Here is a 15,578-nt window from a genome sequence, read left to right as displayed (position 1 = left end):
CCATGGTGAGCAGCCGGATCAGGTGTTGAAGCATAACCACGCCGTCGCGGATTACGCGGACTTCTTGCGGTCGTCGTCCTTGATTTCCTCGTAGTCGGCATCGACGACATTGTCGCCACCTTCCGCGGAGGCATCGCCAGCAGCGCCGCCTTCGGCCTGTTGTGCTTCATAGATCGCCTGGCCGAGCTTCATCGACACTTCCATCAGCGTCTGAGTCTTGGCCTTGATGTCGTCGGCATCGGGCTCCGATGCTTCCGACGCCGTCTTCAGCGCGGCGATCGCATCCGAGATCGCGGTCCGGTCGGCCTCGGAAACCTTGTCGCCATAATCCTTCAGCGACTTTTCCGAGGAATGGATCAGGCTTTCGGCCTGGTTCCGGGCTTCGACCGCCTCGCGGCGCTTCTTGTCTTCGCTGGCATGGGCTTCGGCATCCTTCACCATCTTCTCGATGTCGGAGTCGGAAAGACCGCCGGAAGCTTGGATGCGGATCTGCTGTTCCTTGCCGGTGCCCTTGTCCTTGGCCGAAACCTGGACGATGCCGTTGGCGTCGATGTCGAAGGTGACTTCGATCTGCGGCATGCCGCGCGGCGACGGCGGCAGGCCGACGAGGTCGAACTGGCCGAGCAGCTTGTTGTCGGCAGCCATTTCACGCTCGCCCTGCGAAACGCGGATGGTCACGGCCTGCTGGTTGTCCTCGGCGGTCGAAAACGTCTGGCTCTTCTTCGTCGGGATCGTCGTGTTGCGTTCGATCAGGCGGGTGAAGACACCGCCGAGCGTCTCGATGCCGAGCGACAGCGGCGTCACGTCGAGGAGCAGGACGTCCTTGACGTCGCCCTGCAGAACGCCGGCCTGGATCGCGGCGCCAAGCGCCACGACTTCATCCGGGTTAACGCCCTTGTGCGGCTCTTTGCCGAACAGCTGCTTGACGACTTCCTGCACCTTCGGCATGCGGCTCATGCCGCCGACGAGAACCACTTCGTCGATTTCGGCAGCGGTGACACCGGCATCCTTGAGTGCTGCCTTGCAGGGCGCGATCGTGCGCTGGACGAGATCGTCGACCAGGCTCTCGAGCTTGGCGCGGGTCAGCTTCAGCGTCAGATGCTTCGGGCCGGAGGCGTCGGCGGTGATGAACGGCAGGTTGATTTCGGTCTGCTGCGAGGACGAAAGCTCGATCTTTGCCTTTTCCGCAGCTTCCTTGAGGCGCTGCAGGGCAAGCTTGTCGTTCTTCAGGTCGATGCCGTTGTCCCTCTTGAACTCACCGACGAGATATTCGACGAGACGCATGTCGAAGTCTTCACCGCCGAGGAAAGTATCGCCATTGGTGGACTTCACTTCGAAGACGCCGTCACCGATCTCGAGGATCGAAATATCGAAGGTGCCGCCGCCAAGGTCGTAGACGGCAATCGTCTTGCCTTCTTTCTTGTCGAGGCCGTAGGCCAGCGCTGCGGCGGTCGGCTCGTTGATGATGCGCAGGACTTCAAGACCAGCGATGCGGCCGGCATCCTTGGTGGCCTGGCGCTGCGCGTCGTTGAAGTAGGCGGGAACGGTGATGACGGCCTTCTCGACCTTTTCGCCGAGATAGGATTCGGCGGTTTCCTTCATCTTCTGAAGGATCATCGCGGAAATCTGTGCGGGCGAGTAGCCCTTGCCATTGGCTTCGACCCAGGCGTCGCCATTGTCGCCCTTGACGATGGTGAAGGGAACGAGGTGCTTGTCCTTCTCGACGGTCGGATCTTCGTATCGGCGGCCGATCAGGCGCTTGACTGCAAAGAGCGTGTTCGTCGGGTTGGTGACTGCCTGGCGCTTGGCCGGCTGGCCGACGAGGCGTTCGCCATCTTCGGAAAATGCCACCATGGAAGGGGTCGTGCGTGCACCTTCCGCATTCTCGATAACCTTCGCGTCCTTGCCGTCCATGACTGCGACGCAGGAATTCGTCGTTCCAAGGTCGATACCAATTACTTTTGCCATGTCATTCTCTCCTTGAAGCAAGCTGTCGGAACCCCGAGAAGGCATTTCCCTGACAGCCCCTTACGGGATGGGTCTACTTGAGATTACGCAATCGTGATTGCGGTGATGCGGCGTATATAAGGAGCGGTTTTCTGGACTGCAAGGCGAGAAATGCCCCGGAATCCAGCAAAACGAATGTGTTGCGTTCAATTTTTACAGTAGCCGGGAAAGAGGTCGCCCCATGTCCGGAAAGCGGTCGTTTTTTACGGCATGTCGCGCAAAACTGTGTGGCGGTTTTGCGACAACGACATGCGTAAAACAAAGACCTTAAGCGCGAGGCGCGAATCTGAAAGATTACGGCGCGCTTTAAAGCATCGGGCGTGTGCCGGACATGCAGCAAAGATCTCACTGGCCCATGATCAGATCGAGCAGCGTCGTGCGCCGCGGCTGGACGGAAGAGGTTGTCTGCGCGCCCCCGACATCGCCGGGTGGAACCATGCCCTCATAGTTCGGACCCCCGCCTTCGGCAATGTCTGCGGGCGGAACCGGGCCGCCATTGCCGGAGCTTGCCCCTTGCTGCCGGGCAGGCGCTTGCGGATAGCGGTTTGCATTGTCGTCGCCGCCGAAGACGCCGGAAATAATGCCGCCGATCGTCGAAGGCGGCGCTTCGGCCGTCATCGGTTGCCCGCTGCCCAACTGCCCATTGCCCGGTGCCTCAGCCATTGGCTGACCATTGTTCGGATCGGCGATCAACTGGCCGTTGCCGAAGAGAGGTGCCGGCGAAAGACCCTTGTGGGCGGCGATCATGAATTCCTTCCAGGCCTTGGCGGGCAAGCCGCCGCCGGTCACCTTCTTCATCGGCTTGCCGTCGTCATTGCCGAACCAGACGCCCGTGGTCAGGTTGCTGGTGAAACCGACGAAGAGCGCGTCGCGCGAATTCTGCGTCGTGCCGGTCTTTCCCGCCGCCTGCCAACCGGGGATCTTGGCGCTTTTCCCGGTGCCGCTCTCGATGACGCCCATCATCATCGTATCCATCTGGGCGACGATCTGCTCGGAGAGCACGCGCGGCGGGCTGTCATAGGTATTTTCGTAGAGAACCTTGCCCTCGGCCGTCGTCACCCGGCGGATGACGTGCGGCGTCGCCTTGTAGCCGCCGTTCATGAAGGCGGCATAGGAGGCGGTGAGTTCCATCAGCGACACTTCGGACGTGCCGAGCGCGATCGAGGCATTCGGCTGCAGCTCGCTTTCGATGCCGAGCCGGTGGGCAAGCTTGATCACCTGATCCGGCCCGTCATACATCACCAGCTGCGCAGCCACCGTGTTCAGCGATTTGGCAAGCGCGGTCGCCAGCGTCACTTCGCCATTGTATTTTTTTTCGTAATTTTCGGGCGTCCAGTCGCCGATCCGGATCGGCGCGTCGTTGAACACCGAATACGGCGTCAGCCCCTTCTCGAGTGCTGCGGCATAGACGAAGGGCTTGAACGAGGAACCCGGTTGGCGTTTGGCCTTGACGGCGCGGTTGAACTGGCTCGTCGCATAATCCCTGCCGCCGACGAGCGCTCGGATCGCGCCGGTGCCGTCGATCGAGACGAGGGCCGCCTGCGAGGCGTCGAGCTTGCCGCCCTCCTTGTCTAGTACGTCGACCAGCGATTGCTCGGCCTTCTTTTCCAGCGACTTGTCGATGGTCGTATCGACGATGACGTCTTCCTTGACGTCGCCGATCAGACCCGGCAGCTCGTCCATCACCATGTCGGCGACATAGTGCCCGGCGCCCGACCAGTAGCTCTTGGCCGAAGCCGGGGTCTGCGACATCGCCGTCTTGACCTCGGAATCGGTGATGAAACCCTGCTCGCGCATCGCCGCGAGCACGAGCTGGGCGCGGGCATTCGCCGCATCGGCATCGCGGGCCGGTGAAAGCCGCGACGGCGCCTTGAGCAGACCGGCCAGCACCGCGGCCTCGCCGAGGTTTACGTCACGCGCCGATTTGTTGAAGTAGCGGCGCGAGGCGGCCTCGACGCCATAGGCGTTCGATCCGAAGAACACCCGGTTGAGATACATGGCAAGGATCTGGTCCTTGGTGTATTTCTGCTCCAGCCAGAGCGAGAGCAGCACTTCCTGCACCTTGCGTTCCAGCGTTCTCTCGGGGGAGAGGAAGAGGTTCTTGGCAAGCTGCTGCGTCAGCGTCGAGCCACCCTGGACCATGTGGCCAGCCGTGAGATTGGTCACGATCGCCCGGCCGAGGCCGAGCGGGTCGACGCCGAAATGCGAATAGAAACGCCGATCCTCGATGGCGATGACGGCTTCCGGAATATAGGGCGACATGTTTTCGAGCGACAGCGCCTCGCCGCCGGTGGCGCCGCGATTGGCGATAACGCTGCCGTCGACAGCGGTAATCTTGACGTTCGGCGGCCGCTCCGGGATCGCCCATGTACTGGCGCTCGGCATACGCGAGCCATAATAGACCACAAGCCCGGCAACGCCGATGCCGGCCCAGATGAAAAGCACGACGCACCAGTAGATCACACGGCGCAGGAAGCCGAAAAAAACGCCGCCTTCACGCTCCCGCGGCTCGCGCCGCCGCCGGGGGGCGGCGCGTTGCGGCGGGGGTTTCGAGCCGCCGCGGCGCTGAGATCGGCCTCCGGCGATGCGATCGTCGGCATCGAGCGAGAATTCGTCATCGTCGCGCGCCGGCCGACCGCTGAAGGAGGGTTCTATTCTGTCGCCTGATCTGCCTCTGCCTGCCATCGCGGACCGGTCACACCCCATGTTCGATCGCGAAGCCAGCTTCGCATAACGGCGCTCTTCTGCAGCGCCGCGCGTCTTTTCAGGCGCGCAAAGGACGCTGGAGCACTTTGAGTGCTGCCGGGATCATCCGACTGAACTGTAAATGCGGCGATTTAACGAGGTGTTAATAATGGAAAGCAAAGCAGATCGCGCCGGGCGATAGCATTGGCCTTCAGAACTGCCGCGCCTCGTAATCGTCGAGCGTTTCCGGGTCCTGCTTGTATTCCCACTCGCCCAGATGAAAGCGGCGCCAGATCTGGCCGGAAGGGTTGAGGTTCGCCCCATCGGAAAGGCGTACAGGCAGGAGTGGGTTGTGTTTATGCCAAATGGTAACATCGGTAGCGGCTGCCCGAGGGGCGAAAAGCCCGAAGAAAGCCAGGTAGTCTTGCGTCATCAGGGTCCAGCCTCGAACGGATTAAGATCAATCCGCAACTTCACAAAACTGCAATAAAGAATCCCGCAAAACAAGAGCCTCGCGATGGCTTCACATCAAATTGTCGGTGACCGTATCTGAGGATCGATGCTTCCCCCGCGTTTCCTGTCTTGCGCTCGCCGGCGAAGCGGCGCGCGTCGTGAAAACAAAGACCCGAAGTCTGTGGCGTGAGTTACGTGCGATACGAATACACTACCGCGCCGCGCGTCTTTTCGAGAGGCGCAAGGGACGCTGTAACATTTTGAATTGCTGGATAATTTTATCCTTAAATTCGATTCCGATTTAAGGAATTATGCAGAAGGCGGAACCAATAGGCTTCGTGATTGTTTATGGAGAAGCGGGACAACCCCTCACGTCCCGCGAATGATCGGCCGTCTCCCCTCAACACGCGCCGATCGACATCAGGCCCGGTGCATCCCTCCCAAGGGAGCGCCGGGCTTTTTCTTGGGTGTTTGCCCTTGGCAAACCTCAAGAGAGGACGGCGCTGCCGTCCCCTTCCTGTTTCATTCGTCGCAGGAGGGATCGCCGGGGCGGCAATCAAAGTCCCTGCGGTCCGGCCTGCGATCATCGCCTCTCCGGTCGTCCCTCTGCCGTTCACCTCTTTGCCGATCGTCCCTTTGCCGATCGCCTCTTTGATTGTCGTCGCGCCAGTCACGATCGCGGTCGCGCCCATCTCGGTCGCCATCCCGCCCGCGCCAGTTCCGGTCACGATCCCGGTTATCCCGATCGCGATCCCGATTGTCGCGGTCGCGGTAGTAATAATCCGGGCCGCGGCTCCAGCGGTCACGGTCGCGATAGAAATCGCGGTTGCGGTAGTAGCGGTCCCAATAATTGTCGACGCTGAAGCGAATCATCGGAATGCCGAGCGGACGGTAATATTGCGGGCCGACATAGACGCGGCGCTGCTGGTAGAGGGCCTGGACGTACTGGCCGGAAACCCAGCCGCGGCCGCCGTAGAATTCGACGTCGCACCAGTTGACGTCGGAAAGGCATCCGCGGATCTCGACGGAAGAACCGGCCGGGATGACCGCGACGGCAGGATAACGGGTGCTCGGACCGGCACGCATGTTGACGTTCGCCGTCGAGTAGCCCTCGGCAGCCTGCGCTATGGCGGGAGCCAGCATAAGCATGCCGGCGGCTGCGATTTTAACAAAGAGATTTTTCACGCTTCTCAGTCCTTATTGGCACGTTTTTCAGGCAGCGCTTGGCCGCGTTTCCTTGGCATATGCCAATGAAACAAAAGACAGAGCGATCGCCCGCAGGTGTAAGGGGCTATCATTCACCTTATCTTTCAATGGCTTATATGTCGCTCGCGATGAACGCAGCTTGAACGGCGAAATGTCTGTCAGCGCCTTGGAGCCGTACGTGCCGCTTCCGGCTTTGTTAACGCTTCGTTAACCTTTCGGCGGCAATCTCATTGCAATACCCGCTTGCTCTTTGACCACGGATGAACTGGCACTGAGGTAAACGGATGACGAAAGGCCGGGTCGAACCGGCCTTTTTGTTTTCTTGCGACTTTGCTTGGCGCATCTTGATAGAAGCCGCGCCTTTTCCTTCAGGTGGCGAGCGACTGAAGAATCCGCACCCAGGAGCGGATGCCCTTGTGGTAGGAGACGAGCTCGTATTTCTCGTTCGGCGAGTGGATGCGATCGTCGCTGAGGCCGAAGCCGACGAGCAGCGATTCCATAGCGAGCATCTTCTGGAAATCTCCGACGATCGGGATCGACCCGCCCATGCCGATGACGATGGCGGGTTTCGGCCACTCGTCGGAAAGCGCGTTCTTCGCCTTGGTCAGAACCGGCGAATCATAGGAGAGATGGATCGCCGGCGAGCCGCCATGCGGATGGAACTCGACCGAGCAATCGGCGGGAATCTTCGCGCTGATATAGCTGCGGAAGGCCTCGCGAATGGCGGCTGGATCCTGCGTGCCGACAAGCCGGAACGAAACCTTGGCCGAAGCCTTGGCGGCGATCACCGTCTTGAAGCCTTCGCCGGTATAGCCGCCCCAGATGCCGTTGATTTCGGCAGTCGGCCGCGCCCAGGTGAGTTCCAGCACCGAGCGGCCCTTCTCGCCGGATGGAATCGAAAGGCCGACTTCGCCGAGGAAGCTCTCCGCGGTCTTGCCGAGCGTTTCCCATGACGCCTTGATGTTGTCAGGCGTCTCCTCGACACCGTCATAGAAGCCGTCAAGCGTGATGCGCCCCGTCTCGTCATGCAGACCGGCAAGAGCCTCGACGAGAATATGGATCGGATTGGCCGCCGCACCGCCGAACAGACCGGAATGCAGGTCGCGATCGGCCGCCGTTACGATCACTTCCTCGCCGACGAGGCCGCGCAGCGCTGCGGCGATCGCCGGCGTGTCGCGGTCCCACATGCCGGTATCGCAGACCAGCGCATAATCGGCCTTGAGCTCGGCGGCATTGGCTTCGAGGAAGGGCTTCAGCGACGGCGAGCCGGACTCCTCCTCGCCCTCGAAAAGAATGGTGACGCGGCAGGGAAGCGCGCCGTTGATCTCCTTATAGGCGCGGCAAGCCTCGACGAAGGTCATCAACTGGCCCTTGTCGTCGGAAGTGCCACGGCCGGTCAGGATCTTGCGGCCCTCGCCGACATCCTTGATCGATGGCTCGAACGGGTCGTTTTCCCAGAGTTCGATTGGGTCGACCGGCTGAACGTCGTAATGGCCGTAGAAGAGAACATGCGGCGCATCGGCGGACGCGCCAGCATGATGGGCGACGACCATCGGATGGCCTGGCGTATCGCGCACCGAGGCCATAAAGCCGAGCGTCCCGAGATAAGCGACGAGCCATTCCGCAGCCTTTCGGCATTCGGCTTTATAAGCGGGATCGGTGGATATCGACTGGATCCGCAGAAGCTCGAACAGCTTGTCGAGGCTCGATGGAAGGTTCTGATCCGCGCGCGCAAGCACCTGACGTACATCGGTCATTTTCGACTCCTTTTGAAATTCGGCCGGACGATAGACCAAACCAGAAAGGCAGGCGAGGCGGAAAAACAAAAAATCGGCGGCGCGAAAGACCGGCGGGGCATAGACTAATATCAAGAAGATTTGCTGGATAATATAAACGAGAATTCTAATTCAATTTACCGTTATTTAGCACAAGCTAAATAGCCTGACCGAATTCAGCTGTGCGAGGGGCAGATGTTTTCGGTCATTACATGTATTCGGGACAACCACGATTGGCGGCTGGTGCTTGCGGCGGCCGCCGTCTGCCTGGTCGGCGCTATGGCGGCTATGCTGCTGCTTTCCCGTGCCCAGGAATGCGATGCCGGGCGGCGCAAGCTCTGGATCGGCGCCTCGGCCTTCGCTTTTGGCACCGGCGTATGGGCAACGCACTTCATCGCGATGCTGGCCTATGACGGCGGCATGCCGATCGGCTACCAACTGGGCCTGACGACGCTTTCTTTCCTCCTGTCGGTTGTCGGTTCGTGGGCGGCGATCCTCGTCGCTTCGGAAAGCCGCGGCAGGTTTTCTCGTATCCGCGGCGGGGTCCTGATGGCGCTCGGCATCGCCTCCATGCACCTGACCGGCATGCAGGCGATCGAAACGCAGGCGGTCATCCTTTATGATCCCTTCATGACGCTGAGTGCGGTTCTCGCAGGAGCGCTGTTGTCGAGCGCCGCCTTCCACACCTTTTTCCAATTGAAGGGACTGCGGCGGCTCCTCGCCTCGTCAATCACTTTCGTCCTTGCGATCTGCGCGCTCCATTTCATCTCGATGGCTAGCATCACGCTCGTGCCGGATCTCGGGAAAGAGGTTCCGGCAACGGTGCTCGACGCCAGCCTGCTTGCTGCGATCGTCGTGGTGGCGGCAACGATGCTCATTCTGATTGCGCTCGCCGTGGTCTTTGTCGAAAGCCACCTGACGGATCTGAGGGGGCTCGCGAATGCCTCGCAGGAAGGGCTGCTGATTCTGCGGGAAGGCCGGATCATCGATGCCAATGAACGCTTCCAGGGGCTTTCCGGCTGGAAGCTTGCCGGTCTTGCCGGTAAGGCGCCCTCGGCTGTTTTGACCGCTGTTCAGGGGACTGGGCAGAACAGACCCAGCGAGACGCTGCTCAACACCAGGAACGGCAGGGAGATCGCCGTCGAAGTGACCACGAGCAGGATCGTCTATCGCGGGCATAATTGTGAGGTGCTGGCGGTGCGTGATCTCACCGAGCGCAGGCAGGCCGAGGAGATGATCGAGCATCTCGCCCACCACGACGTGCTCACCGATTTGCCGAACAGGTCGCTGTTCGATACCCGCATCCGGCAGGCACTGCAGATGGCCGAACGAAAGAACAGCGAGGTTGCCCTCTTCTATCTCGACCTCGATCGCTTCAAGGCCGTCAACGATATCTTCGGTCATTCTGAAGGCGACCGCATTCTCCGTAAGGTCGCCTCGATCCTGCGCCGCGTGGCCGATGAGAGCGATACGATCGCCCGCCTCGGCGGCGATGAATTCGCCATCATTCAGCTCGCCGGGCAGCAGCCGGCGGCGGCGCAAAAGCTTGCGGCTGATATCCTCGGCGAATTCGCCGCCGAGATGGACACGGCACGTGACCCGACCGCCGTCGGCGTCAGTGTCGGCATCGCACTCTATCCCGCGGATGGCATGGCTGCTGAAGAACTCTGCAACAATGCCGATACTGCACTCTACCGCGTCAAGCATGACGGTCGCGGCAAGGTCTGTTTCTTCGACGCGGAAATGGATAAGGCGGCACGGAACCGCCGCCAGATCGAAAGCGAACTGCGCCATGCGATCGTCCGCAACCAGATCCATGTCAGCTATCAGCCGATCCTCGATGCGCTGAGCGGCGAGATCGGTGGCTACGAGGCCCTGATGCGCTGGAACCGGCCAGGTCACGGCTTGACCGAGCCCGATATCTTCATCCCGATCGCCGAGGAAAGCGGCTCGATCGTCCAACTCGGCGAATGGGTGTTGCAGCAGGCCTGCAGGGAGGCTGTGCGCTGGCCGCTGCCGTTGATGATCGCCGTCAATCTCTCGCCGGTGCAATTCATGCTGCCGAACCTCTGCGAGCGGATCGAGGCGATTCTCGCCGAAACCGGGCTTGCGCCCAGCCGGCTGGAGCTCGAGATCACCGAGGCGGCCCTCATTCGCGATCGCGACCGGGTAATGACGACGCTGCTGCGGCTGCACAAGCTCGGTGTGCACATCGTCATGGATGATTTCGGCACCGGTTTTTCCTCGCTTTCCAACCTGCGTTCATTCCCTTTCGACAAGATCAAGGTCGACCGCAGTTTCACCGGCGTGCTGGAACATGATGCGGCGGCGCGCTCGATCGTGCGCGCCATCATCGGCCTTGGTCATAGCCTCGGCATGCCTGTCGTGACGGAGGGCGTGGAAACCGAGATGCAGCGCCGGATCGTCGTCGAGGAAGGCTGCACGCAAGTACAGGGCCTTTTACTCGGCAAGCCGGATATCGAGCCGAGCATCAAGCTTGCCGCCCGCGAAAACGTGCTGACCGCGCAGATCTAAACCGGCGTGCCGTCGCTGCGACGCGCACAGGGTGCTGGCGAGTGATCTTACAGCGCCGCGCGTCTTTTCAGACGCGCAAAGGACGCTGTCGATTCCGATTTAAGGAATTATGCAGTGGTCAGAGCGCCTTGGCGTTTTCCAGAAGCCGGCGGATATATTCAAGCGTCAGCTCGCGTTCGAAAACCCGGAAACCTTTAAACAGCGCAAGATCGGCCTCACGCGCGGTCTCAATCGCCTCGGCCTCCATGGCGCGCGCCCTCGGCGTCAGGAAGAGCAGTTGCGCCCGCTTGTCGGATGGATGCGGCCGGCGCTCGATCAGCCCGTCGCGGACCATGCGCGAAAGCGTATTGGCCATGGTCGCCTGCTCGATATCGACTCGCTCGAGAAGCTGTTTCTGGGTCAGCCCGTCCTCGGCCCAGAGTTCCAGCAGAATGGGGAACTGGCCCGGAGAAAAACCGAGCCCGACCGCGCGCTGGTGCAGCGAGCGGGCAAAACCCTTCGCCAGCTGGCTGGCAAGGTAGGCTCCCGAATCCATGCGGTTAAATCCCATGATTGCAAATTAGGCTCAAAACCATGCCGGAGACAATGCAACAAATCGCATACGATGCTCCTAAACATGCAAGCCGTGATGATAATTGCGAGTGCCTGGAAAAACAAAAGTCGCCATGGCCTGGAGGTTGGCCATGGCGACTTTAAAGTGGGGACAAAGGCCCGGAGAGGGGGATAAGGCCTTTGTCCAAGCCTGACGCGGCGGGGGACAAGCCGGTAATCAGACCCGCGACGCGATCAAGCGCCGGTGACATGGATTTGCGGCTCAGAATGTGGTTTTTCAAGGGAGGGCGATCGTTACAAATCGGTAACAGTTTGGTGAGCCGGAATTCCTGCCGCACAATTCCTGAGATCGGAATCGATGGAAGGATAAAATTATGCAGCAAAGCCAAGTGCTCAGCGTCCTTTACACGTCCGAAAAGACGCGCGGCGCCGTGTGACGCTCCGAGCGGCATAATCCTTTTCGCGCGCCGAACTTTATGCCGAACTCCATATGGACCTCGTCCCATGCCCGCGCTATCCATGCACGCATGAAAAAAGGCGATCACCTCTTCCTAGTCGATGGTTCCGGATTCATCTTCCGGGCGTTTCATGCATTGCCGCCGCTGACCCGCAAGACCGACGGCCTGCCGATCGGTGCCGTGTCCGGTTTCTGCAACATGCTGTGGAAACTGCTGAGGGATGCGCGCAATACTGATGTCGGCGTCACGCCGACACATCTTGCCGTCATTTTCGACTATTCCGCCAAGACGTTTCGCAAGGATCTCTACGACGCCTACAAGGCGAACCGCTCCGCCCCGCCGGAAGAGCTCATCCCGCAATTCGGCCTTATAAGAGAGGCGACCCGCGCCTTTAATCTGCCCTGCATCGAGACCGAAGGCTTCGAGGCCGACGACATCATCGCCACTTATGCCCGCCAGGCCGAAGCGACCGGCGCCGATGTCACCGTCGTCTCCTCCGACAAGGATCTGATGCAGCTCGTCAGCCCCAATGTCCACATGTATGACAGCATGAAAGACAAGCAGATCGGCATTCCCGATGTCATCGAGAAATGGGGCGTGCCGCCGGAAAAGATGATCGACCTGCAGGCGATGACCGGTGATTCCGTCGACAATGTTCCCGGCATTCCTGGCATCGGCCCGAAAACCGCCGCCCAGCTGCTCGAGGAATACGGCGATCTCGACACCCTGCTCGAACGCGCCACCGAGATCAAGCAGGTCAAGCGCCGCGAGACGATCCTCGCCAATATCGACATGGCTAGGCTCTCGCGCGACCTCGTGCGGCTGCGCACCGATGTGCCGCTCGATCTTGATCTAGACGCGCTGGTGCTGGAACCGCAGAACGGCCCGAAGCTGATCGGCTTCCTCAAGACGATGGAATTCACCACGCTGACGCGCCGCGTCGCCGAGGCCTGCGATTGCGATGCGAGTGCCATCGAACCGGCGATCGTCCGCATCGAATGGGGTGAGGCTGCCCGCGGCCCGGATCTCGATGCGGCCGAGACCGAGCCTGTTGCCGGCGGCATCCCCGACGTCTCGGGCGAATCCGTGCCTGTGCCGCCGCGCACGAAGGCGAAGACCACTGTCGAGGGCGCCTTTTCGCCCGCCGATCTTGCCAAGGCGCGGGCCGAGGCCTTTGCGGCGCTGCCCTTCGATCATTCGGCCTATGTTACGATCCGCGATCTGGCGACGCTCGACCGCTGGATTGCCGATGCGCGCGCCACCGGCCTCGTTGCTTTCGATACCGAGACCACCTCGCTGGATGCGATGCAGGCCGAGCTCGTCGGCTTCTCGCTGGCGATCGCCGACAATACGGCCGATCCCACCGGCACGAAGATCCGCGCCGCCTATGTGCCGCTCGTCCACAAGAACGGCGTCGGCGATCTGCTCGGCGGCGGCCTTGCCGAAAACCAGATCCCGATGGGCGATGCCCTGCCACGGCTGAAGGCATTGCTGGAAGACGAATCGGTTCTCAAGGTCGCCCAGAACCTGAAATACGATTACCTGCTGATGAAGCGCTACGGCATCGAGACCAGGAGTTTCGACGACACGATGCTGATCTCCTACGTGCTCGACGCCGGCACTGGCGCGCATGGCATGGACCCGCTCTCGGAAAAATTCCTCGGCCATACGCCGATCCCCTACAAGGACGTGGCGGGCAGCGGCAAGGCGAACGTCACCTTCGATCTGGTCGATATCGACCGCGCCACCCACTATGCCGCTGAAGATGCCGACGTCACGCTGCGCCTCTGGCTGGTGCTGAAGCCACGGCTGGCGGCGGCAGGGCTGACCAGCGTCTATGAACGGCTGGAGCGGCCGCTATTGCCCGTACTGGCACGCATGGAAGCGCGCGGCATCACCGTTGACCGGCAGATCCTGTCGCGGCTCTCCGGCGAGCTGGCTCAGAGTGCAGCAAGGCTGGAGGACGAGATCTACGTGCTGGCCGGCGAGCGTTTCAATATCGGCTCGCCGAAGCAGCTGGGCGATATCCTGTTCGGCAAGATGGGCCTTGCCGGCGGCAGCAAGACGAAAACAGGCCAATGGTCCACCTCCGCGCAGGTGCTCGAGGATTTGGCCGCCGCCGGTTTCGAATTGCCGCGCAAGATCGTCGACTGGCGCCAGGTCACCAAGCTGAAATCCACCTATACCGACGCGCTTCCGGGTTACGTTCACCCCGAGACGAAGCGGGTCCACACCTCCTACTCGCTGGCATCGACCACTACGGGGCGCCTGTCCTCGTCCGAGCCGAACCTGCAGAATATTCCGGTGCGAACCGCAGAAGGCCGCAAGATCCGCACCGCCTTCATCTCGACGCCTGGCCACAAGCTGATCTCCGCCGACTACAGCCAGATCGAACTGCGCGTGCTTGCCCATGTGGCCGAGATCCCGCAGCTGACCAAGGCCTTCGAAGATGGCGTCGACATCCACGCCATGACGGCGTCGGAAATGTTCGGCGTGCCGGTGGAAGGCATGCCGGGCGAGGTGCGCCGCCGCGCCAAGGCGATCAATTTCGGCATCATCTACGGCATCTCGGCCTTCGGGCTTGCCAATCAGCTTTCGATCGAGCGTTCGGAAGCCGGCGACTACATCAAGAAGTATTTCGAGCGTTTCCCCGGCATCCGCGATTATATGGAAAGCCGAAAGGCCATGGCGCGCGACAAGGGTTATGTCGAGACGATCTTCGGTCGCCGCATCAACTATCCCGAAATCCGCTCGTCCAATCCATCCGTGCGCGCCTTCAACGAGCGTGCGGCCATCAACGCGCCGATCCAGGGCTCGGCTGCCGACGTCATCCGCCGGGCGATGATCAAGATAGAGCCGGCGCTTGTTGAAGTCGGCCTTGCCGATCGCGTCCGCATGCTGCTGCAGGTGCACGACGAACTCATCTTCGAGGTTGAGGATGAGGATGTCGAAAAGGCGATGCCGGTCATCGTCTCGGTCATGGAAAACGCCACCATGCCGGCGCTGGAAATGCGCGTGCCGTTGAGGGTTGATGCCCGCGCCGCCACCAATTGGGACGAGGCGCACTAAAGCCTGTCGCGCAAAAGTGCGCAGCGGTTTTTGCGATAACGACATGCGTGGAAATAAAGCCTAAAGCGCCAGCAGCGAATCTGAAAGATTGCGACGCGCTTCAGAGCGCCTTCCCAAAAATCGCAAAGATTTTTCTCGCCGCCAGAACTAATTGAAACTGCAACGATTTATCTCCCGGAGTCGTATCGGATCGATACGGCAGGAAGGAACTTATTAACCTTCCTTTTCTATCCCGGTAGGGTCGTAATTTGCAAAGCATGAGTGAGTAGCGGACGCATGCGTTTTCCCAGAACCAATTTGACGGATGCCGGAGATTTTTCCAGCGAGATTGAAACGGACCTTCCGGAGGAAAACCCAGGGGAGAAGCCGGCGGCACCCATCTGGCAGAGCAACTTTTCCCTCGCGCCAAATGTCCGTTTCACCCGCACGCCGGAAACGCTGATCAGCAAGCGGCGCGCGCCGAATGAGGCGGTTCGCGATGATTCGCAGATTGGACAGCAGGCGATTCGGATAGAGCCGGTTGCCGTCGACGTGCCGTTCGATATCTATCTGCCGGAGCCGGACGAAATTTCCGCAGCACCGCACAGGATCGAGCTGCAGCAGTCACCTTTGCTTGACGAGCCCGGCGCGCCGGCTTTCCGTGCCAGCGCCGAGCTTTCCTCCATTTCGGATTTCGCCTTCTGGGAAGTCATGGCCTTCGAAGAGGCCGAGCCGGTTCGCGCGCCGCCGCTGATATCGTTCCCGAAGACCGAGACCTCGCCCGAATCGATCACCTCGCTGTTCCGGATCATGGAATGGCGCCCCGGCCGGCCTGCCCCCGCTCCCGTCGTCTCCCGCC

At 60.9% G+C, this 15,578-nt stretch carries 8 protein-coding genes and 1 pseudogene; 3 read left to right on the top strand and 6 right to left on the bottom strand.

The window, feature by feature from the left end; all coding sequences use genetic code 11:
* Positions 1-51 precede the first annotated feature (51 nt).
* From dnaK to ACM5SV_RS32745, 5 genes are all read right to left on the bottom strand, one after another.
* Positions 52-1,968, bottom strand: coding sequence for a molecular chaperone DnaK (dnaK, locus tag ACM5SV_RS32765; protein WP_012759674.1), 1,917 nt, complete (start codon positions 1,966-1,968; stop codon positions 52-54).
* A 384-nt stretch (positions 1,969-2,352) separates the two neighbouring features.
* A complete protein-coding gene (locus ACM5SV_RS32760) occupies positions 2,353-4,692 on the bottom strand; it encodes a transglycosylase domain-containing protein (protein WP_222015038.1) in 2,340 nt (779 codons plus the stop codon).
* Between the two features lie 211 nt (positions 4,693-4,903).
* Positions 4,904-5,125, bottom strand: a complete 222-nt coding sequence (locus ACM5SV_RS32755) for a hypothetical protein (RefSeq protein ID WP_222015039.1) — start codon at positions 5,123-5,125, stop codon at positions 4,904-4,906.
* A gap of 542 nt (positions 5,126-5,667) precedes the next feature.
* Complete coding sequence (locus tag ACM5SV_RS32750) at positions 5,668-6,330, bottom strand: SH3 domain-containing protein (RefSeq protein ID WP_221974875.1); 663 nt, start codon at positions 6,328-6,330, stop codon at positions 5,668-5,670.
* A gap of 389 nt (positions 6,331-6,719) precedes the next feature.
* Positions 6,720-8,108, bottom strand: a complete 1,389-nt coding sequence (locus tag ACM5SV_RS32745; RefSeq protein WP_222015040.1) for a dipeptidase — start codon at positions 8,106-8,108, stop codon at positions 6,720-6,722.
* 213 nt (positions 8,109-8,321) lie between these two features.
* On the opposite strand from ACM5SV_RS32745, the gene ACM5SV_RS32740 reads away from it, so the two are divergent.
* A complete protein-coding gene (locus ACM5SV_RS32740; protein ID WP_222015043.1) occupies positions 8,322-10,661 on the top strand; it encodes an EAL domain-containing protein in 2,340 nt (779 codons plus the stop codon).
* Positions 10,662-10,779: 118 nt separating this feature from the next.
* Here ACM5SV_RS32740 and ACM5SV_RS32735 read toward each other — a convergent pair whose 3' ends face one another.
* Complete coding sequence (locus ACM5SV_RS32735; RefSeq protein ID WP_003544385.1) at positions 10,780-11,196, bottom strand: MarR family winged helix-turn-helix transcriptional regulator; 417 nt, start codon at positions 11,194-11,196, stop codon at positions 10,780-10,782.
* Between the two features lie 544 nt (positions 11,197-11,740).
* Between ACM5SV_RS32735 and polA the strand changes: the two genes are divergently transcribed.
* On the top strand, positions 11,741-14,740 hold the full coding sequence (polA, locus tag ACM5SV_RS32730; protein WP_222015044.1) for a DNA polymerase I: 3,000 nt from the start codon (positions 11,741-11,743) through the stop codon (positions 14,738-14,740).
* A 276-nt stretch (positions 14,741-15,016) separates the two neighbouring features.
* Positions 15,017-15,578: pseudogene (locus ACM5SV_RS32725) on the top strand (DNA translocase FtsK); the annotation flags it as partial.

The organism is Rhizobium sp. CRRU65, assembly GCF_048551595.1.
GTDB lineage: Bacteria > Pseudomonadota > Alphaproteobacteria > Rhizobiales > Rhizobiaceae > Rhizobium > Rhizobium leguminosarum_J.
This window is presented reverse-complemented; position numbering and strand designations above follow the sequence as displayed.